The sequence below is a fragment of the Myceligenerans cantabricum genome (assembly GCF_054777735.1).
In genome coordinates this window covers 1-21,080 of sequence record NZ_BAAHAJ010000013.1, presented here as the reverse complement: position 1 = coordinate 21,080, position 21,080 = coordinate 1, and the positions used below count along the sequence as shown (strand labels likewise).

Sequence of the window (21,080 nt, the reverse complement as noted above, 5' to 3'; positions counted from 1 at the left end):
CAATCTTTCCACGTCAGGCGAGTGTCCGGCCTCGCCACGCGCGGCATGCGATGGCAGAGTGGGTGCTACATACCAGATCGTTGGACGGCAGACATCCCGGGAGGTTCCATTCCATGGGACGCAAGATCACCGTTGACCAGCAGGTCGACACGGAGAAGCTGAAGCAGCAGGCGGCGGCGGCCGCCGCTCTGCTGAGCGAACGGGGTGCGAAGGCTGCCCACCAGGCGGGAGCACTCGCCGGGCAGGCGAAGGACCAAGCCATCCACGCCAAGGACTGGGCACAACCCCGGGTGAGCGAACTGCGTCACTGGGCCCAGCCGCGCGCAGAGAGGGCATGGCGGGACAGCCTGCAGGCGGCCGCACCGCGGGTGCAGCAGGCTGCGGACAAGGCCGCCCCTCTCATCGACTCGGCACACCACAAGATCGTCGACGAACTGCTGCCGCGCGCCGTCGCGGCAGCGAACCAGGCCGCGGCCCACGCGGCCGAGGTGCAGCACCGGGCCGAGGCGGCGGGTGCACCGCCGCTGACCGGCAAGGCCGCCAAGGCGGCAAAGAAGGCAGCCGCTGCCGCGGAGAAGGCGTCGGCCCTGGCCGCCGCTGCCGCCGCCAAGCAGGCGGCCAAGGAGTCGAAGTCCGGCTCCACCGGCAAGCGCTGGGTCTGGGCCGCGGTCGGGGTCGGTGCGGTGGCCGCCGGCTACGTCTTCTGGAAGCGGGCTCAGCCGCAGAGCGACCCGTGGGCCGAGCCGTGGGAGCAGTCGTCCGCGGCGGACTACTCCGGGCCGACAGGAGTGGCCGACGCCAAGCAGAAGGTCAGCTCGGCGGCCGAGACGGCGGTGACCAAGGGTCGTGAGGTCGCGGATGCGGCCGGCAAGAAGGCCACGGCAGCCGCCGGGAAGGCGACGTCCGTGGCGAGGTCCGCCGCGGACAAGGCCGGCTCGGCGGCCCGCGCGGGCGCACAGAAGGTCTCGGAGGCCGCACCCTGGACGGCCGCCGGTGCAGCCGCTACTGCTGCGGACACCCCGGCGGCCGACGAGAACGGCACGCCGCAGCCCGCCGAGGACGGCACGACGGCGGCCGCCGCAGAGACCGAACCGGTCGACGCCGTGCCGCAGGCGGCCGACCCGGCCGTGGAGGCGGACTCGGCGTCCGCCTCGGACTCCAAGGATCAGGACGACGACTCCTACGCGTTCGACGAGTTCAACGACTCGGCGGGCTCGGCGGGCAAGCCGGCCTGATCCAGCAGGAACGGCTGAGGCCGAGCCGGCACCCAGGGTGCCGGCTCGGCCTCAGTGGTTTCCGGGGGAGGACGTGGCGACGGTGACCTCACCGGCACCGCGCCGCCCCCGCGCGGCTCAACCGTCGGCCAGGGCGGCGACCACGCCGGCGCGGCTCTCGTCCTCGCTGGCGAGGACGCCGCCGTTGGCGACGATGTCGGGCGTGATCTCGCTGAAGACCATACGCACGTCCTGACGACGGGCGCCAAGGATCTCGACGGCGCTGTCGGCCACGGCCTGGGCGAAGTCTCGACGCTGCTCGACGGTACGGCCATGCAGCAGCTCGACGGTGATGTTGGGCATGTCTGTCCTCCGGTGGCGGCGGCCGCTCCGACCTCGAATCCGTTCACGGGTGCGACCTTGGTTCATTGACATGAACCAAGGTACTCGCACGGACGCAGTGCTGTCCATGATTTCCACCCACCAGTTCACACTCTTGACAGGGGTTCAGCAGGCTGATTTGGTGTGCGAACCACCTCCACCTCTCAGGAGTCGCCATGAATCGCACGGCCGTCGTCCGTCGCGCAAGCCTGTCCGGACTCGCAGCCGCCGGCCTCGTCGTCTTCGGGTCGACGTCGGCGACGGCCCACGTGACGATCACTCCGTCCACCACAGCGGCGGGCGCCACGGCCGTCCTGCGGGTCGAGCTCCCGCACGGGTGCGACGGATCGCCGACCACGGCGATCTCCATCCGCGTGCCCGACGAGGCCACCGACGTGTCCGCTGTCGGCACGGACCGCTGGACGGTCGAGAAGGCCCCGGACGGCCTGACCTACACGACCGACGAGCCGCTCCCGGACGGGGAGCACGACGACGAGATCGAGTTCTCCGTGCGCCTGCCCGACGAGGCCGGCGCAGCGCTCGTCTTCCCGGTCGTCCAGCGGTGCGAGGAAGGAGAGGTGGCCTGGACCGAGGTCGCCGAGCACGCGGAGAGCCACGACACGCTCGAGCGGCCCGCTCCGGTCCTCGTCGTGACCTCCGCGGGCACCGAGCCGGAGAGCACGACCGCCGCCCCCGAGCCGACGCCCACGGTCTCGGCCCCCGAGCCGACGCCTGCGACCGCCGCCCCTGAGGCAGCGAGCGCGACCGCGGGCGCCCCGGAGCGCGACCCGCTGATCGCCTACGGCGTGACCGGCGTCCTGGTCGCAGGCGGCCTGACGGGTGGTGCGCTCCTGCTGCGGCGCCTTCGCCGCCGGTGATGCGCCGGGGCGCCGGGAGGCGCGCCGGCAGCGGGCTGCTCCTGTTCGCCGTCATCTGCGCTCTCCTCCTCGGCCCGGCGAACAGTGCCGCGGCCCACGCGACCCTCCTGAGCACCGACCCGGCAGAGGGTGCGGTGCTCGACGCCGCTCCCGAGCGGGTCACGTTCACCTTCAACGAGTCCGTGATCGGCGTCCCGGCCGGGGTCAAGGTGTTCGACGCGACCGGGGAGGAGGTGGCCTCCTCGGCGTCGGTCCGCAGGTCGCAGCTCGTCGTCGACCTCGACGAAGACGTCGCGGACGGCACGCTGGTGGTCGTGTGGCGGCTCGTGTCCGAGGACGGCCACCCCATCGGTGGCTCCCTGAGCTTCTCCGTCGGCGCCCCCAGTGACATGGTCGACGTACCGACGACCAGCGCGGACGCCCGCACCGACGCGCCGCTCGCACTCGGCCTGGTCCGCGGGCTGGGCTACGTCGGCCTCCTGCTGGCCGCCGGGACGGCGGCCTTCTCGGTCCTGTTCCTCCCCCGGGACCGCTGGGCCGACGGCTCGCGCGCCCGGCTCCGTCCGGTCGCCCGCGCGGCGGCCTGCGCCGCCGCTCTCGGGTGGTGGCTTGCGGTGCCGCTGGTCGCGCTCTACCAGCTCGGCCTGCCTGCCTCGGCGGTGACGCAGGGCTCCACCTGGTCGTCGCTCGCGCCCGCCGAGTACGTCGTGCCCGCCGGAGTGGTGGCAGGTCTCGCGCTGGCCGCCGGATCACTCTCGGCCGCCGCCGCCCCCGACCGGACCAGGACCACCCTGGTGCTCGCCGGCTGCGTCCTGGCGGTCACCGCGCCGGCGTTCACCGGGCACACGCGGGCCGCCACGCCCGAGGCGCTGGTGATCGGCGTGGACGTGCTGCACCTGGCCGCGGGAGCCCTGTGGCTCGGCGGCCTGGTGGCGATCGCCCTCGTGCTCAAGAGCCTCGCACGCGACGGCCACGGCGCCGTCGTCCTCGGCTCCTTCTCGACCTGGGCCGCCGGGCTCCTGACAGTGCTCGTGCTCGCCGGAACGTTCCTGGCCTGGAGGATCGCCGGAACCTGGGAGGCGCTCCTCGACTCCGGCTACGGAAGCCTCCTCCTCGTCAAGATCCTCGCCACGCTGGTCGTGATCGCCGTCGCCGCGTGGAACCGGTTCTCCCTGGTGCCGCGTCTCCGGACGGCTCGTCGCCGCGACCGGGGAAGCCCGGCCAGGCTGCTGGTCCGCGCGACGGCCGTCGAGGCAGGCGTGCTGGTCGTGGTCCTGCTCGTCACCGGCTTCCTGGTGGACCGCCGGCCCGAGAGCGACACGGCCACCACCTCGGTCGGAGCGACGCCCGACGGCGCCCGCGAGTCGGTCCAGCTCGACGACATCTCGGCACAGGTCGTCCTGGATCCGCTGGGCGTCGGCCCGGCCACCCTCACCGTCACCCTGACCGACGCGGCCGGGGCACCGACGGAGGGCTTCGAGGCTCCGCAGCTCAGCCTGACCTCCGACGAGGTCGACCTCGGAGTGGTCGAGGTCAGCTCACTCGGTCCGGGCATCTATGCCGGCGACGTCGTGGTGCCGACCGCGGGCACGTGGACGGTGCAGCTTTCGCTCCGCACCACGGAGTTCGACAACCCGGTCGAGACCGTCACGTTCGAGGTTCCCTGACCGGGACCGCAAACCGTCGGGACGAGGGCTCCCCGGACAAGGGCGTGGGCCCGGAGGATCGAGATCCTCCGGGCCCACGCCGCTCTTGCTGCTATCGCACTCTGACCGTCACCCGCGCCTCCGCCGGCAGCACCAGGTCGCTGCCGAGGTAGGACACCGTGAGCGTCAGATCACGACCCTTGGGCCTGCGCACCTCGAAGCGGGCCAGGCCGTCCTCGACCGTCCCGACGAGCGTCTGGCCGTCCTGGACCGCCACCCGCACCTCCCCGGTCACCGGGACGTCGTGCTGCGCGGTGAGCGACACGTCGACCACCGCCTGCCTGCCCTTGCCCTTCGTCGCCGAGATCTCCATGGTGGGCACCACCTTCTCGACCACGACCCGGACCTTCGAGGAGGACGGCCGGTGATCGGCGTCACCCTTGTAGCGGAGAGTCAGGTCGTGCGTGCCCGGCACGAGCGTCCCGGCCGGCAGGACGAGGGTTCCCCGACCGTCCGAGATCCTGGCCTTCGCGAGCGTCGTGCCGCTGTCGCGCAGCTTCACCACGCCCGTGGCCGTGTCCGGTGACACCGCCACCGAGACCGTGCCGGCCGTGCCGTACGTGATCGGCAGGGCGACTCCGGCCACCGCCGTCACCGCGGGCGACTTCACCGTGACGGTCACCGTGGCCGGCGCGGAGAGATCTTCCCCGTCGTCGGCCCGATAGGTGAAGACGTCCTTGCCGGAGAACCCGTCGTCCGAGGTGTAGGTGAACGAACCGTCCGCCTCGAGCGTCACCGTGCCGTTGGCGGGCTGGGTGACCCCGGTCGCGGTCAGGACGTTGCCGTCGGCGTCGGTGTCGTTGGCGAGCACACCCGGCGCCGGCAGCGTCAGCGGTTCCCCGCCCACGGCCGCCCAGGCGTCGTCGGCCGCCACCGGAGCCGTGTTGACCGGCGGCTGCTCACCTTCCTCCACGGTGATCGTCACGGTCGTCGCCGCGGACGTCGCCGTGCCGTCGGATGCCTGGTAGGTGAACGTGTCCGTCCCCGCGAACCCGCTGTCGGGCGTGTAGGTGAAGGAACCATCGGCACCCATGACGACGTCGCCGTCTGCCGGCTGGCTGAGGCCTGTCGCCGTCAGGTCGTCGCCGTCGGCGTCGGTGTCGTTCGCCAGGATCCCTGGCGCGTCCACCGTCAGCGGCTCGTCCTCGACGGTGCCGTAGGCGTCTGCGGCACCCACCGGGGCCGCGTTGGCCGCCGGGCCGGCATGCAGCTCGCCGACCTGCTCGGCGGTCAGCTCGTAGCCGAACATCCGGAACTCGTCGACCAGCCCGTTCCAGCGGGCGTCCGGCCAGCTGGTTCCGCCGATGAGGTTGGTCGTCGTCTGGCCGCCCACCCCGACGTCACCGATGTCGAGGGTGAAGTCGTCGCGGGTGGCCTGGAGCTCGCCGTCGAAGTAGATCTTCCCGACCGCACCGCTCTGGGTGAACACCACGTGCGTCCACTCGTCGAGCGGCAGGTCGTTACCCTGACCGAGGACCAGCCGTTCCTGGGCGCTGCCCGGGGTGCCGGGCGCCTTGAACGTCGCGGCGAAACCTGTGGCGCCGCTGGTCTGGGTGTTCGACTGCAGCAGGAAGAACGTGTCCGTGCTGCTGCCGATCTGCAGCAGCGGGACCCAGGTGGGCAGTGCGTCCGGGCGAGCCCAGAGCGACACGCTGAACTGGTCGTCCATCCCCGCCTCGATGTTGTCGGGCAGCTCGACCTGGTTGCCCGTCCCCGACGCACCGCCGGGCAGGTCGATCCCCGCGCCGAAGCGCCCGTCAGCGGTCCAGCCCGACGACCCGGAGAGCGTCGCCGCCCCGACCGAGCTGTCCAGGCCGGTGTTGGCCGCGGACGTGCCCTGCCCCTCGTCGAACGCGTAGTGGATGGGCGTCCCCTCGCCGGGCGGCGGCCGCTCGACCGTGTGCTGCACGGTCTGCGCCGAGTCGCGCCACCCGTCGTCGGCGAGGAAGCGGACCTCCACGTCGTGGTCACCGGGCGCCAGGGCGACGTCGGTGAACGACACCACACCGTCGACCACGTCGGCCTGCCCGCCGACGCGGGACCCGTCGACCCACAGCTCCGCGACACCCGCAGGTGCCTCGTCCGTCTCGTCCGCCATCGCCGCCGAGACCGTGACCGGCTCGGCGAACGGCGACGGGGAGACCGGCTCGACCGTGACCGAGGTGGTCGTGGCGAGCGCGCTGCCGTCGGCGTACAGGGCAGCGATGTCGGCGTCGCCGAGCGTCGAGGAATAGACGCGGACGTCGTCCATCAGGCCGTCGTAGGCCGGGTCCGGGAAGCCGTTGCGCCCCAGCCAGTTGTTGGCCGTCGGCCCGATGTCGGACATGTCGATCGTCAGGTCGTCGCGGGACGCGATCGGCTCGCCGTTGAGATAGAGCGTGCCGCTCGCACCCTGCCGGGTGAACGCGACGTGGTTCCACTCGTCGACTGCCACGTCACGGGTCGGCGTGGCGTAGACCCGTTCCTGCAGCGCCGCGCCCTTGGCCTTGAACGTGGCCGCGAGCCCGGTACCTCCCGGTGCGGCGTTGGTCTGCATCTGGATCTGGAAGAAGCTGCCCGCGTCCGCGAGACCGTCCCCGACGTGGAACAGGCCGATCCAGTCCGACTTCGCGTCGGGTCGCACCCAGAACGAGGTGGTGAAGTCCTCCTCGTCCCGGAGCAGGTCGTCCGGCAGGTCCACCGCGTTGTCGTTGGGCCCGCCGGTGAGGTCGACGGCGCCACCGTGCACGCCGTTCTCGCTCCACCCGGTCGCACCCGTCAGCGTCGCCGCGCCCACGGACACGTCCGTACCGCTGTTGGCGGCACTGGTTCCCGAGCCCTCCTCGAACTCGTAGTGCACCGGGACGTCGGAGGCACCCGGATCGGAGCCCACGACCACCAGGTCGTCGATCATGACGCCCGCCCCGGAGTCCCCGGCGGTGATGGTCAGGTCCTGCGACCGGGCCCCGGCGACGAAGGTCCCGACGTACTTCCCGAACGCGTCCTGCGACGACAGCTCCGATCCTGCCGTCAGGGTCGTCGACAGGTCACCGACCGAGAGGTCGGCGGTGCCGGGTGCGGTGCCGGCGGACCGGCTGTCGCGGGCGTAGCGCAGCGAGATGCGGTACTCACGGTCCGGGTCCAGGCCCTTGAGCGTCCGGGTCAGGCTGCCCTCGCTGCCCACGCCGAGGTGGTAGCCGGTGAGGCCGAGGCCACCCTGGCTGGACGCGGCGGCGCGGACGAGCTGGACCTCGCTGTCGACCTCCCACGGGGACATCCGGCCGTTGCCCGGCTCGACGTCCACGACGGCCGGCGGGTTGGCCGAGCGCCACTCGGCGGGCAGCCGCGGGTACTCGAGCTGGTCCACCAGGTGCGGGGCACGGGCGTCCATCTCGACCGTCGGGTCGATCTGGACGATGTCGGCCACGGACGGCGTGCCGTCCTCGTCGAAGACGAAGAGCATGTACGCGCCGGGCGGGGCATACGTGCCGTCAACCGGGGTCTCGATGGTGAGGGCGCCGTCGTTCTCGGCGAACGCGAGGTCCTGGAAGTTCTGGTCGTTGTTGAACCCGTGCGTCACCGACCCGTTGCGGACCAGGGTGACCCGGGAGACCTCGCCGTCGGTCTGCACGTCGAACGTGCCGTCGTAGCCGACCTTCTTCGGGACGCCCGTGATCTCCGGGCGCACCGCGGCCTCGTCGCCGTCGAACAGGTACGCCGGGGAGTAGAACTCCACGTCCGTGTAGTTGCGCGGGCCCGGAGTACCGCCGCCGCCCACCATCAGGCGGCCGTCCGGCAGGAGCAGCGCGGTCGAGTGGTACAGGCGGGCGTGCTCGTAGGGCACCTCCACCGTCGTCCACTCACCGGTGTCGGGGTTCCAGATCTCGGCGGTGGTGACGTAGCCACCGTTGCCGTTGTTGTCCCGCGAGCCGCCGGTGACGATCACGTTGCCGTCGGGCAGCACGGTGGAGGTGGCCCAGTGCCGCTGGTACTGCATCGGCTCGGTCGCCTCGACCACGGGCGCGTCGGTGCCCCCGGTGATGTCGACGGTGAAGCCGGCGCGGGCGCCGTCCGGGCCGCCGCCGTTGGCCCACCAGCCGCCGCCGACCTGCAGGATCTTGCCGGGGCGGTACATGGTCGCCGTCGACGTGGCGCCGACCGGGTTGCCGAGACCGCCCTGGTTCGCGATGTCCGTGGGCAGGGTGCCCCGGAGCGTGACCGCACCGTCGCCCGAGGGGTCGAGCTCGTACATCTGGGTGCCGGTGATGTTGAAGACGTTGCCGTTGCCCGGCGCGACGAACGCGCGCGGGTACCACCAGCGGTTCTCGTCGGGCCCGTTGCCGTTGCCGCCGTCGCCGTACGCCGCCGCGCTGGTGGCGCCGTCCAGGAGCCGCCAGGAGCTGCCCTCGTCGGGCGTGTAGATCTCGGGGGTCAGGACGCCGGGGCCGCCGGGACCGCCCTTGAGGCTGCCGCCCTGCACGACGACCGAGCCGTCCGACAGGGTGGTCCCCGTGGGGTACCAGCGCGGGAAGTTCATCGGAGCCTCGTTGCGCAGGCCCTGGTTGGTCGTGTAGCTGGTGACGCCGAGCGACGCGTCGTTGGGCGCGTTGCCGCCCAGGCCGTCGTCACCGCCGACCGTCATCGTGGCCCGCCGGTGCGGCATCTGGACCTGCATCGAGCAGAACAGGTCGGTGTACGTCGAGTTCGAGACGATGCCCGCGCCGACGTTGGCGGCCGTCCGTTCCTCGGTGGGGTCCCAGACGTCGATCTCCATCTGGCCCCCCTGGGTGACGCACGAGTTGCCGCCGAAGTCGTAGGGCGTGTTGTCGGTGCAGCCGGAGGAGACGCTGCCGAAGGACTGGACCTTGCCGTCGGACGTCAGCGCCGCGTTGATCGGCACCAGCGGCCAGGGGGTGACCCCGCTCCAGGAGCCCTGCTCCGCCTTGTCCGGCGGCGAGCAGTCGGCCTCCAGGAGACCCGCGGAGTACGCCAGGCCGTTCTTCATCTGGGTGCGGATCGGGGCCTCGGCGTACGCCGTGCCCTCGTGGCCCATACCCGAGTACCAGGACCGGCCGGCGTCGATCTCCTGGCACCAGGTGATCGGGTGGTCGGTGCCGTTGTTGCCGCCGCCGTACGACGACTCGTCGGCGTTGAGGAGCGTGCGTACGTCGGGGGCCGGGTTGACCAGCCAGTCGTACCACTCGTCGCTGCGTGTGAAGTCGGGCGGCAGACCCTGGGTCAGCGGGTGCGAGGCGTCCTCGACCACGACCCGGCCCGGGCGCACCGCGGGGTTCTCGGGGTGTCCCTCGGACATCGCCCCGACGAGCCGGGCGTAGAACGGGTTCACGTCGTGCTCGCTCTGCCCGACCGACCAGCCGGCGTAGTGCATGCCCATGTATCCGCCGCCGCCGCGGATGTAGGACTCCAGCGCGGCGCGCTGGGCCACGTCGAACAGCACGCCGCCGGTCTGGGCGAAGACCACCGTGTCCTTGGTGGCGAGGTTCTCCGTGGTGAACGCGCCGGCGTCGTCCGTCTCCTGGATCTCGACCGGCTGGGAGTACTCGGTACCCAGCTGCTCGGCGAGGTCGCGCACGGCCTGGCGGGCCTGGACGTGCGAGGCGTGGAAGTTGGGCTTGTAGAACAGCAGGACCTGCAGGACGCCGTCGTCGACGGAGCCTGCCGCGGCCTGCGCCGACGACGCCGGTGCCGGTGCGGCCTGCGCGACGGCGCCCCCGAGGGGCACCGCCAGCAGTGCGGCCAGCAGGGCCGCCAGGTGGGCGGGTGATCGGTGGAAGCGGCGCGCTCCGCGCCGCCGTTCAGGTCTGCGTAGGAGGTTCATCGTTGATCCCTTTCACGCTCGTGCATGGACATGAGGGCAGCCCGAGCAGCCGATCCCCCTACGGGGCCGGCTGCCCAGACCCGACTCTGGGTCTTCCTGCTCTCCTGCTTCTCCCCTGTCCCGGATCAGCGCCTGTGGTGCGCGCTCACCGGAGTTCTGTCACCGGAGCTCGGCGATCACCGTCTTGAGCTCCGTGTAGTCCTCGAGGCCGAACGACCCCAGCTCACGACCCCAGCCGGACTGCTTGAAGCCGCCCCGCGGGAGGGTGACGTCGTCCGCGTGCCAGGTGTTGAGCCAGACCGTGCCGGCCCGCAGCCTGCTCCCGACCCGGTGGGCCGTGCTGAGATCGCGCGACCACACGCCTGCCGCCAGCCCGTAGACCGTGTTGTTGGCCGCCGCGACGACCTCGTCCTCGGTGTCGAACGGGATCGCGGTGATGACGGGACCGAAGATCTCGTCGGTCTGCACGGCCATCCGCTCGGTGACACCGGTGATGAGGGTCGGGGAGAAGAAGAATCCGTGGTCGGCGGCCGGGTCGGGACTGCCCGCGGCGAGCGTGGCGCCGTCGGCGACCGCCCCGCGGACGTAGCCCATGACCTTCTCGTGCTGCTCCTGGGAGACCAGCGGCCCCATCGTCGTCGCGGGGTCGAAGGCGTCGCCGACCTTGATGGCCTTGGCCGCGGCGGCAACGCCCTCGATCACCTGGTCGAACACCTCACGCTGGACGTAGAGGCGCGAGCCGTTGACGCAGCACTGGCCCTCGTTGAAGTAGCCCGCCAGAGCGGCGCCGGCGATCGCGGCGTCGAGGTCGGCGTCGGCGAAGATGATGTTGGGCGCCTTGCCGCCGAGCTCCAGCGACACCTTCTTGAGGTTCTTCGAGGCGCCGGCGGCGATCTTCTTGCCGACCTCGGTGCTGCCGGTGAAGGCCACCTTGTCGACGTCCGCGTGGTCGACCAGGGCGGCTCCCGCGTCCCCGAACCCGGGCAGGACGTTGACCACACCGGCCGGGACACCGGCCTCGAGCAGCAGCTCGCCGAGCCGGAGCGCGGTGAGCGGGGTCTGCTCGGCCGGCTTGAGCACCACGGTGTTGCCCGCCGTGATCGCCGGGACGATCTTGAAGGCGGCCATCGTGAGCGGGAAGTTCCACGGCACGATGCCGGCGACGACGCCGATGGCCTCACGGCGGGTGTAGGCGTGGAAGTCGCGGCCCGGCACCGACATGGGGATCGTGGTGCCCTCCATCTTGGTGGCCCAGCCGGCGAAGTAGCGGAACAGCTCGGCGGCCACGCCGACGTCGCCCCGGGCGGACGCGAGGCTCTTGCCGTTGTCGAGCGACTCGAGCTGCGCGAACTCCTCGGTGCGCTCCTCGATCAGGTCGCCGATGCGCCACAGCAGGTGCGAGCGGTCGCGCGGGGACATCTTCGACCACGGGGAGCCGTCCTCGAAAGCCTGGCGCGCGGCCGCGACCGCACGGTCGGCGTCGACCGCCGAGGCCTGGGCGACCTGGACGAGGACCTCCTCGGTCGCGGGATTCACCGTGGCGAAGGTCTGGCCGTCCTTGGCGTCCACCCACTCGCCGTCGATCAGCAGCTGCCGGGGCGAGGAGAGGAACGAGGAGACGGCGGGCAGGAGGTGGGAGTTCTCGGACATGGAGAGCCTTCCGTGGTTTCGGTGTTCGGGGTCGGGGAGAGGGCCGGGTCGGCGCAGAGGCACTACTTGATGATCAGCACCTTCGACCGGTCGAGGGTGAGCGCGACGGCGGCGACGATGATCGCGCCGTAGAGGATCTGCTCGTAGGCCGACGGGACGCCGACGATCGGCAGGCCGACACGGAGCAGCGTCACGACGAGCGCTCCGGCCAGACTGCGCCACAGCGAGCCGTGCCCGCCAGTGATCGCCGTGCCGCCCACCACGATGGCCGCCACTGCCGGGAGCAGCAGGTTGTCCGCCATGGTCGGGCTGCCGCTGAAGTTCCGGGAGACGAGCATGACCGCGGCCAGGCCGGCGCACGCGCCGGACACGGTGAAGGCGGCGATCTTCACGAGGTCGACAGGCGCGCCGCCCAGCCGGGCCGCCGCCTCGGAGTATCCGGTGGCCCGGATCCAGCTCTCGAGAGGCGTGAGCCGGAGGGCCAGCGACACGACCACGACGACGACCAGCGCGACGACGAAGGCCATCGGCACCACGCCGCCGACGTAGAGCGTGAGCCAGTTGGTGGCTTCCCGGTCGACCACCCGGATCGGGCCGGCGTCCGAGATCACCAGGGCGATCGCGCTGAAGATGCTCAGTCCGCCGAGGGTGACGATGAACGACGGGATGCGGAGCAGCACGTGGGCGACGCCCTGCAGCGCCCCGATCGCGCCGGTGACCGCGATGATCGCGAGCATGGTCAGCCCGCCGAGGTCGGGCAGCCACAGCGCGAAGAAGACCGTGGCCAGCGAGCAGAGCGCGGCGATCGAGAGGTCGATGCCCCCGCACAGCACCACCAGGGTGGCGCCGGCCGCGAGGACGACCAGCGGCGCCGACGTCTGGATCGCGGCCGTGAGGCTGCTGAGGGTCATGAAGCCGGGGTCCGCGACGGTCAGCGCCGCCAGCAGCACGACGAGCGCGATGACCGGCATGAACGACGTGAGTCGCTGCCCCACGGTGGGGCGGGCGTTGATGGCCGGGTCGGTGGCCGGCGTGGTGAGGACAGGCGTGGACATGCTCAGACCATCTCCTTGACGAGGTCGAGCGGGGTCGGCTTGTCCCCCGCAGGGGCGGCGACCTCCGTGGTCGCGCGGCCATCGCTCATCACGACGATCCGGTCGGACATGCCGATCGCCTCCTCGAGGCTGTCGGCCAGCAGCACGGTGGCCACGCCGCTGCCGGCGAGCTCACGCATCAGGCGGTACACCTCCGAGCGCGCCCCGATGTCGAGGCCGCGGGTGGGATGGTCGAGCAGCAGCAGCCGGACGTCGCCGCTCACCAGCCAGCGGGCCAGGACCACCTTCTGCTGGTTGCCGCCCGACAGGCGCTGGATCGCGGTGCCCCGGTGCGGGGTGCGGATCGAGAGCCGCTCGATCCACCGGTCCACGAGCGTCGCCTGCTTCCCGGGCCGGATCAGAGGGCCGGTGCAGCGGGACTGCTGCTTGGTGAACGTCATGTTGTCGGCGACAGACATCGGGCCGACCATTCCCTCGGTCTTGCGCTCGGCCGGGACATATCCGACGCCGGCGGCGCACGCCGCACGAGTGCCGGACAGGTCGAGCTTCTGGCCGTCGAGGACGACCTCGCCGGCCGTGGTGGGCTCGGCGCCGAAGAGCGCCCGGCACACGTCCTCGCGGCCGGAGCCGTGGACACCGACGATTCCGACGATCTCTCCCGCGTGCACGTCGAGGTCGACGTCGCTGAAGGTCTTGCCGGACAGGCCGCGCACGGCGAGGCGGGGCTCGCGGTGCTCACCGGACGGCTCGGCGGCCGCCCCATGGTAGTGGTCGTCCGACCCGGTCGAGCCGATCATCATCCGGTGCAGCTCGGCCGGGGCCGCGCCCGCTGCGGACACCTCGCCCACCGACAGGCCACCCCGCATGACCGCGACGCGGTCGCAGACGTCGAGCACCTCGTCGAGCCGGTGCGAGACGAAGACGACGGACGCGAACTCGCGCAGCCGGCGCACCTGGGTGAAGAGGGTCTCGATCTCCTTCGACTCCAGCACCGAGGTGGGCTCGTCGAGGATGATCACCGGCGGGTGGGACGTGCGCTCCTCGATGCGCAGCACCTTGGCGATCTCGACCATCTGCCGCTCGGCGAAGCTCAGGGTGTCGGTCCGGGCGAGCGGGTCGATGTGCGACCCGATCTTGTCCAGCTGTTCCTGCGCGAGCCGGCGCATCGTGCTCCAGCGGTAGATGCCGCGGCGTACGCCCAGGCCCTCGCTGCCGAGCACGATGTTCTCGGCCGCGGTGAGGTTGGGAACCAGCGACTGCTCCTGGAACACCATGCCGAGGCCGTGGTCGGCGGCGTCGACGACGCTCCTGAGCCGGACCTTCTCCCCACGCACCCAGATCTCGCCGGCATCGGGCTTCACGAGTCCGACCAGCGCCTTGAGCAGCGTGGACTTTCCGGCCCCGTTCTCGCCGGCCAGGCCCAGCACCTCGTGCTGGCGCACGACCAGGTCGACGCCGTCGAGGGCCTTGACGCCCGGGTAGTGCTTGACCAGACCGCGCACCTCGAGCGCGTGCACGGGTGCCGACGCTCGTGACTCGGACTGGGTCTGCAGGTTCGTGGTCACTTCGTCACCTGGTTCCTACGACGCTGGGGGATGACGGCCGCCGCGACGGCCGCGACGACGATGAGGCCCTGGACACCGCCCTGCCAGTAGGGGCTCACCCCGATCTGGACGAGACCGTTGGTCAGGACCGTCACCAGCAGGACCCCGACCGCGGAGTGGAGGATGCCGCCGCGGCCGCCGATGAGCAGCGTGCCGCCGACCACCGCGGCAGCGATGGAGGAGAAGTCGTAGCCCCGGCCTGCCTGGACGAGGCCTGCGCCGAGCTGGCTGGTGACCATCACGCCGGCGAGACCGTAGAACGCACCGGCCATCGTGAAGACCGCCACCTTGAACGGCGCGACCCGCACCCCGGAGAGTGCCAGCACCTCCTCGGCACCGCCGATCGCGAAGGCGTACCGGCCCAGGCGCGAGTAACGCTGCACCAGCCAGCCGGCCAGTACACAGGCGAAGGCGATCCAGGTCAGGTGGGCCAGACCGAGGAACCGCTCGACGGCCCAGCCCTCCAGCATCGCGTCGGAGATGTTGGGCTGCACGCCCGCGAACATCAGCGTGGCCACGCCCAGACCCACGGCGGAGACGCCGAGGGTCGTCATGAACGACGGCACCTTGAGCCACACCAGGGCGAGACCGCTGAGGCAGCCGAGACCGGCCCCGAGGAGGACGGCGACGACCACCCCGAGGAGCCCGAGGTCGTTGTCGTTACGGTTGTTGGCGACCAGGAGGGAGACCGCGATCGCAGACGCTCCCATGATTCCGGGGGCGGAGAGGTCGATCGACCCCATCATCAGCACGAAGCTGATACCGCAGGTCACAACGGCGAGGACGGCCGCCGCGTCCAGGACGTTCTGCACGTTGGAGATCGTCCGGAACCCTGGGCTGAGCACGGCGAAGACTCCGAAGATGACGACCAGCGCCATCAGGGGACCGGTGTCCCTGAGCGACACCCCCCGCCGAGGCTGGGGGCGTTGCGCGATCACGACCTCGGTGTCGGCGGGGGGTGCCATGGTCACGAGATCGCGCCCTGCGAGCGGCTGAAGAGGTTGTCGCAGGCGAAGTCGGACTCGTCGGTCTCCGGGGAGACGAAGTCGGCGACGTTGTCCTGCTCGATGAGGAACTGCTCGGCGAACCAGGCGCGGTCCTCGTCGGCGATGTCCTCGGCAGCCAGCTCACCGGTGGCGACACAGTATCCGATGGCCAGGCCGATGCCGCCCTGCCACGGGCCGTCGCTGGAGACGGTGGCCGTCATGGCGCCGTCCTCGATCGCGGTGAGCGCGTCCGGCACGGCGTCGATACCGACCACCGCGACGTCCGTCCGGCCGGCCTGCTGCAGTGCCTCGAGCGCGCCGAGCGCCATGTCGTCGTTGGCGGCCCAGATGCCCTTGATGTCCTCGTCGTGCTTGGTGAGCAGCGTCTTGGTCACCTCCAGGGCCTCCGCGCGGGAGAAGTTGGCGGTCTGGTCGTCGAGCAGCTCGACGTCCGGGTTGGCCGTCAGCGACTCCTCGAGCCCTGCGAACCGGTCCTTGGCGGCGCCGGTGTCCAGGATGCCCTGCAGGGCGACGATGCCGCCCGAGCCACCGATCGCCTCGGCCAGCGCGTCGCCGATCTGCTTGCCGGACTCCACGCCGTTGTAGGTGATGTGGGACAGCCAGGTGTCGTAGTCGGAGACGGCGAGGTCGGCCGGCTTGTTCCACTGGGTGACGAGGTAGGCGCCTGCTTCCTCGGCGCCCTCGACGATCGGCGGGGTGTCCGAGTCGCCGTTCGGCAGGACGTTCATGACCAGGCACTCGGTGTCGCCCGCGAGCAGCTGGCTGATCTGCTCCTGCTGGCGGGTCGAGTCGCCGTCGTAGGTGAGCCGCTCCTGGGAGAGGCCGACCTGCTCGGCGAACGCGTCGCCGCCGGTCAGCCATGCGGCCTCGTAGGGGTTGGACTCGTTGCGCACCTGGCCGACCAGGGTCACGTCGGCGGGGTCGCACGCACCGGTCGCGGCGTCGTCGCCGCCCCCGACAGCCGTTTCGGTGCAGCCCGCGAGGGTGGCGGCGGCCAGGGCGACGCCGAGGACGGCGGCCGTGGGTCGAGAGGTGAACTTCATTGTCGTTCCTCGATTTCGTTCGGTGCCGGGGTCCGGCGGTGGGACTGATGTTGAGAGAAGGCAGGGTCAGCGGGCCATCCAGCCGCCGTCGACGGCCAGGACGTGCCCGTTGACGTAGTCGGCGGCGGGGGAGCTGAGGAACACGGCGGCTCCGGCGATGTCCTCGGCGGTGCCCCAGCGACCGGCCGGGATACGTTCGAGGATGGAGCGTGAGCGGTCCGCGTCTTCGCGGAGCGCGGTGGTGTTGTCGGTGGCCATGTAGCCCGGCGCGATGGCGTTGACCTGGACGCCGTGGGGCCCCCATTCGTTGGCCAGGGCCTTGGTGACCCCGGCGATGCCGTGCTTGCTGGCGGCGTACGACACCACCCGCAGGCCGCCCTGGAAGGACAGCAGGCTGGCGATGCTGACGATCTTCCCGTGGCCGCGTTCGACCATCGGCCGCCCGAGCTGCTGGGTGAGGAAGAAGGCCCCGTTGAGGTTGACGTCGAGCACGCGCTGCCAGGAGTCGCGGCCGACGGCGACGGAGTCCTCGCGGTCGATGATCCCGGCGTTGTTGATCATGACGTCGATCTGGCGCGAGCCGTTGAGCTCGGCGCTGACCCGTGCGACCGCGTCGAGGTCGCTCACGTCGAGGTCGACGAGGTCGACGCCGACGCCGAGGTCGGCGATCCGGTCGCGGGTGGCGACCTGGTTGCCCGGCCTGCCCAGCAGGACGACGTCCGCCCCCGCACGAGCGAGGCCGAGCGCGATCGCCTGCCCGAGGCCGCGGCCCGCGCCCGTCACCGCGGCGCACCGGCCGGTCAGGTCGAAGGGCGAGCGTGTCGCGGTCACCGGGCCGTCGGCCGGGGCCGTCGTCACAGGTCCTCCAGCGCCACGGGGCTCAGGTCGGTGTAGGTGTTGTTCTCGCCGGCCATCGCCCAGATGAAGGCGTACGACCCGGTGCCGGCTCCGGAGTGGATCGACCACGGCGGCGAGATGACGGCCTCGCGGTTCCGGAGCACCAGGTGGCGGGTGGCGCCGGGCTTGCCCATGAAGTGGAAGACGCGGTCCTGCTCGTCGAGGTCGACGTAGCAGTAGATCTCGGTGCGGCGGCTGTGCAGGTGCGGCGGGAACGTGTTCCAGACCGAACCGCCGGCCACGACGGTCACACCGAACTGGAGGACGGAGGTCTCGACCTCCTGGCCCCAGGCGTAGCGGAAGAGATTGCGCTCGTTGGCCGCTTCCGTCGAGCCGAGCGTGACCGGTTCCACCTCGCTGTGGCTGAGGGCCCGGGTCGGGTAGGTGGCGTGCGCCGGTGCGGACACGAAGTAGAAGGCCGCCTCGGCCCCGGTGAAGGACACCTCGCTGCCTCGGCCGACGTAGAGACCGTCGAGGTGCTCGAGCTCGAACTTCTCGCCGTCGACGACGACGTGGCCGGCGGCACCGACGTTGATGACGCCGAGCTCGCGACGCTCGAGGTGAGATTCGGTGCCCAGCACCTCGGCCCAGGCCGGCAGGCCGACCTGTCCGGCACCGGGAACCGCTCCGCCGACGACCATCCGGTCGTCGTGGGTGTACGTACCCCGGACCTCGCCACTCACGAAGAGGTCTGCGACGAGGAAGTTCTCTCGCAGGTCCGCCGTAGTAGCCGTCTCCGCAACGGACGGCGATGTCGAATATCGAACCTGGATCACGAAGCCACCTTTCGTCTGTGAACTGTGTTCGTAGATGTGAACTGAGCATGACCCTAGCCTCGACTCCCCGCTTTGGTCAAGGGGTCGAAGTCTGTCCATGTATGCGAACTCGGAGTAGCATGGTATTCACCCCGGGGAAGCCCTCGGTGCGCCGCAGAAGGACAAGAGGAGAGTGTTCATGCCGCTTCAGAAAGAGCTCCAGAGGGAGACCGCCGGCGCCGGTGACGCCGGGCCGGTCAAGTCCGCGGCCCGTGCCCTGGACCTGCTGGACGACATCGCGGCCAACGGCCCCGGAACCCAGCTACAGCTCTCGACGCGCCTGGACATCCCCAAGAGCAGCCTCCACGCGCTGCTGCGGACCATGACCGATCGCGGCTGGCTGCAGACCGACCCGACCGGGAGCGTCTACCAGCTCGGCATCCACTCGCTCGTCGTGAGCTCGGCCTACCTCGACGGCGACCCGGTGCTGGCACGCGCCACCGCTGTGCTCGACGAGGTCGCCGCGGCGACCGAGGAGACGGTCCACCTCGGACGCCTCGACGGCGCCGACGTCATCTACACCGCCAAGCGCGAGTCGGTGCACCCGCTGCGCATGCACTCCGCCGTCGGGCGCCGGCTGCCCGCGTACGCCACCTCGCTGGGGCGCGCCCTGCTCGCCCAGGTACCGGCCGAGTCGCGGCGTGACCTGGTGCCGGAGTCGATCTCCGCGATCACGTCACGCACGATCACCGACAAGGAGGCCGTGCTCGAGATCATCGACCGCGCGGCCCACCAGGGCTACGCCACCGAGAGCGAGGAGTCGTGCCTCGGCGTGCGCTGCTTCGGCGTCGCGCTCCCGTTCGGCCACCGCTCCGTGGACGCCATGAGTGTCGCGGTGCCGATCAGCCGGCTCCGCGACGGGCGGGAGGATCTCATCATCGAGACCCTGCTCAGCGTGCAGTCACGACTGGCGGCCGTGCACGAGAACAGCATGGTGCGCTGAGCTCGCCGCGACGTCGGGCCAGGCGGGAGGGCGTGCTCGGACGAGCATCCCGACCACGACCCCTCACTCCTGGGTCGACGCGGTGACCAGCCAGGCCGTGATCAGCACGATCACGACCATCAGCCACGTCTCGCGGGTCGTGCTGCGCGCCAGCATCCCGCCCGCCCGGCGCGAGCGTCCCGCATGCCGCACCACGGTGCCGCGCCTGGCCGTGAGCCTGGGCACGACGCGAAAGTGGTTGTACGCGCCGATCGCACCGACCACGGCGACCACCGCGACCTTGGCCAGCAGGAGCACGCCCCAACGCGTCTCCCAGAGCTGCGCCGGACGGTCGAGGACGGCGGCCGTCAGCATGATCCCGGCCAGGCCGACCACCGCGACCGACACGGCCGCGAGCACGGAGAAGCGGGCCCCCATCACCGCGGCGTCGAGGTCACGGCCGGCCTTGCGGCGCACGCGCAGCACGATCCCCAGCACGACGACACCACCCACCCAGGTCGCCGCGGCCCCGAGATGTGCCACGTCCGCGGTCACGACGAGCCATCGTGGTTCGACGGTGTTGCTGTGGCCGCCGAAGACCTGTCCGGCACCCACGAGCAAGGCACCCAGCACTGCGAGCCCCGAGCCCCGCAGTGTGCGCCCAATACCCGTCAGCAGCGCGATGCCACCGGCAGCCTGCAGGCCGACCTCCCAGAGCGTCGTGCTGGTGAGCGACCCGCTGATCGCGGACGGTGAGACGGCTGCCGCAAGGTCACCGTGCGCCACGAGCACCGACCTTGCCATGACGCGCAGGACGATGCCGCCGAGGACCAGCGCCCCCGACCACCGGACGACTCGGAGCACGACGGGCAGGTCCTGATCGTCGCGGCCCCGCAGCACGAGACCGGCGAAGGCCAGGCCGCCCGCGGCGACCAGACCGCCCCAGAGCGCGGCCGCACCGCCGAGGCGGGCAACCACCTCCGCAGCGTTGCTTGCGGGACCGGCGATCGCGCTCTGGTCGCGGTCCATGTCGTGGCGCGTCTCGCGCTCGGATCCCTGTTCAGGGTCTTGGTCGGAGCCGTGATTCCTCCCGCTGCCGCCGGTGCCGGCCTCTCCGTCGTCAGCTTCTCCGGGTCCGGTCGGGGGAGAGGCGGGTTCCCCGCCGGCGACGGTGAAGCTGAAGGTGCCCTCCAGCGGATGACCGTCCTGAGCGGCAACGGTCCAGCTCACGGTGAAGTCGCCGTCGGGCAACGGCTCGGACGGCTTCGCCACCAGGACGGCGCCGTCCTCGGCTGGCATGACGTCGACCGGGACGGTACCTGACGGCCCGTCGACCACGATCCCTTCGCCGAGCACGCTCACCGGGAGCGTGAACCGCAGGAGGACCTCCTCCGGCGCACCGTCGGACACGGCACCGTCGGCGGGTTCCGACGATTCGAGCTCCGTATGAGCGAACGCAGAGGGCGAGGCCCACAGCACGAGCAGAAGCGCAGCACATGCTGCGCCCACGAGCCTGGTCGCGGCACGCGCGCCGGCAGTCGATCGGCACATGACAAGCTCCTTGACGTCGCGACCTGAGGGGTCACCGTAGCGATCGGAACGCGCGCGGGGCCATGCCTTCACCGATGGATCGTGGGGGACGCCCATCCGGATCGGGCAGTGTTCCGAACCTTGGGTGTACCTACCCAGGCGATGTCTGGTCGCCGGTTTTCAGGAGGACACGTTATGCGTACGACACGACTTGCGATGGCTGCGACGGCTGCGGCCCTGGTGGGCCTGCCGCTGGCGGCAGGATCTGCCGTCGCGGACGACCACGGCAGCCACGAGCTCACCGCCGAGCTCACCCAGCTCAACGACTCGGGAGCCTCGGGCACCGCCTGGGCCCTGGTCGAGGGCACCCAGGTCCAGGTCAAGGTCGAGACCCAGGGACTGCTGGACGGCGCGCCGCACGCCCAGCACATCCACATCGGCGGGCAGAACGTGTGCCCCGACAACGGCCAGGAAGGCAGCGGCTTCCAAGGCGCGCTCCAGGTCAGCGATGCAGCCGACCAGTACGGCGGCGTCGCGGTCTCACTGACCACCGACCCGGG

15 protein-coding genes are annotated in these 21,080 nt (G+C 71.3%); 5 read left to right on the top strand and 10 right to left on the bottom strand.

Going from position 1 to position 21,080, the window contains the following annotated elements; genetic code table 11:
- Positions 1-113: 113 nt before the first annotated feature.
- The gene (locus ACYU96_RS17315) at positions 114-1,235 is read left to right on the top strand and encodes a hypothetical protein (protein WP_460756299.1); all 1,122 of its coding nucleotides are present in this window, start codon (positions 114-116) and stop codon (positions 1,233-1,235) included.
- Positions 1,236-1,352: 117 nt separating this feature from the next.
- Here ACYU96_RS17315 and ACYU96_RS17310 read toward each other — a convergent pair whose 3' ends face one another.
- Positions 1,353-1,577 (bottom strand): tautomerase family protein, encoded by a 225-nt coding sequence (locus ACYU96_RS17310; RefSeq protein ID WP_460756297.1) that lies wholly within the window; start codon positions 1,575-1,577, stop codon positions 1,353-1,355.
- 194 nt (positions 1,578-1,771) lie between these two features.
- On the opposite strand from ACYU96_RS17310, the gene ACYU96_RS17305 reads away from it, so the two are divergent.
- The gene (locus ACYU96_RS17305) at positions 1,772-2,473 is read left to right on the top strand and encodes a YcnI family copper-binding membrane protein (protein ID WP_460756294.1); all 702 of its coding nucleotides are present in this window, start codon (positions 1,772-1,774) and stop codon (positions 2,471-2,473) included.
- Positions 2,473-4,140: a copper resistance CopC/CopD family protein gene (locus tag ACYU96_RS17300; protein ID WP_460756292.1), complete on the top strand. Its 1,668-nt coding sequence runs from the start codon at positions 2,473-2,475 to the stop codon at positions 4,138-4,140. The genes ACYU96_RS17305 and ACYU96_RS17300 overlap by 1 nt, the downstream gene beginning before the upstream one ends.
- Before the next feature lie 91 nt (positions 4,141-4,231).
- Here ACYU96_RS17300 and ACYU96_RS17295 read toward each other — a convergent pair whose 3' ends face one another.
- From ACYU96_RS17295 to kduI, 8 genes are all read right to left on the bottom strand, one after another.
- Positions 4,232-9,997: a LamG-like jellyroll fold domain-containing protein gene (locus ACYU96_RS17295; RefSeq protein ID WP_460756289.1), complete on the bottom strand. Its 5,766-nt coding sequence runs from the start codon at positions 9,995-9,997 to the stop codon at positions 4,232-4,234.
- A 159-nt stretch (positions 9,998-10,156) separates the two neighbouring features.
- A complete protein-coding gene (locus tag ACYU96_RS17290) occupies positions 10,157-11,647 on the bottom strand; it encodes an aldehyde dehydrogenase family protein (protein WP_460756287.1) in 1,491 nt (496 codons plus the stop codon).
- 62 nt (positions 11,648-11,709) lie between these two features.
- The gene (locus ACYU96_RS17285; protein ID WP_460756284.1) at positions 11,710-12,702 is read right to left on the bottom strand and encodes an ABC transporter permease; all 993 of its coding nucleotides are present in this window, start codon (positions 12,700-12,702) and stop codon (positions 11,710-11,712) included.
- Positions 12,703-12,704: 2 nt separating this feature from the next.
- A complete protein-coding gene (locus ACYU96_RS17280) occupies positions 12,705-14,267 on the bottom strand; it encodes a sugar ABC transporter ATP-binding protein (protein WP_460756281.1) in 1,563 nt (520 codons plus the stop codon).
- Positions 14,264-15,271, bottom strand: a complete 1,008-nt coding sequence (locus ACYU96_RS17275) for an ABC transporter permease (RefSeq protein WP_460757044.1) — start codon at positions 15,269-15,271, stop codon at positions 14,264-14,266. The genes ACYU96_RS17280 and ACYU96_RS17275 overlap by 4 nt, the downstream gene beginning before the upstream one ends.
- A gap of 2 nt (positions 15,272-15,273) precedes the next feature.
- On the bottom strand, positions 15,274-16,356 hold the full coding sequence (locus ACYU96_RS17270) for a sugar ABC transporter substrate-binding protein (protein ID WP_460756279.1): 1,083 nt from the start codon (positions 16,354-16,356) through the stop codon (positions 15,274-15,276).
- A gap of 66 nt (positions 16,357-16,422) precedes the next feature.
- Positions 16,423-17,214 carry an SDR family oxidoreductase gene (locus ACYU96_RS17265; protein ID WP_460756276.1) on the bottom strand — a complete coding sequence of 264 codons (792 nt, stop codon included), beginning with the start codon at positions 17,212-17,214 and terminating at the stop codon, positions 16,423-16,425.
- Positions 17,211-18,029, bottom strand: coding sequence for a 5-dehydro-4-deoxy-D-glucuronate isomerase (kduI, locus tag ACYU96_RS17260; RefSeq protein ID WP_460756273.1), 819 nt, complete (start codon positions 18,027-18,029; stop codon positions 17,211-17,213). Before kduI ends, ACYU96_RS17265 begins: the two co-directional genes overlap by 4 nt.
- Positions 18,030-18,207: 178 nt before the next feature.
- Here kduI and ACYU96_RS17255 point away from each other — a divergent pair, with 178 nt between their 5' ends.
- On the top strand, positions 18,208-19,011 hold the full coding sequence (locus tag ACYU96_RS17255; RefSeq protein ID WP_460756271.1) for an IclR family transcriptional regulator: 804 nt from the start codon (positions 18,208-18,210) through the stop codon (positions 19,009-19,011).
- 63 nt (positions 19,012-19,074) lie between these two features.
- On the opposite strand, the gene ACYU96_RS17250 is transcribed toward ACYU96_RS17255, so the two are convergent.
- Entirely contained in the window at positions 19,075-20,541 is a 1,467-nt protein-coding gene (locus tag ACYU96_RS17250; RefSeq protein ID WP_460756269.1) for a copper resistance CopC/CopD family protein, read from the bottom strand.
- A 174-nt stretch (positions 20,542-20,715) separates the two neighbouring features.
- Between ACYU96_RS17250 and ACYU96_RS17245 the strand changes: the two genes are divergently transcribed.
- Positions 20,716-21,080 (top strand): CHRD domain-containing protein (locus ACYU96_RS17245; RefSeq protein ID WP_460755914.1); only part of this gene is annotated, 365 nt, incomplete at its 3' end.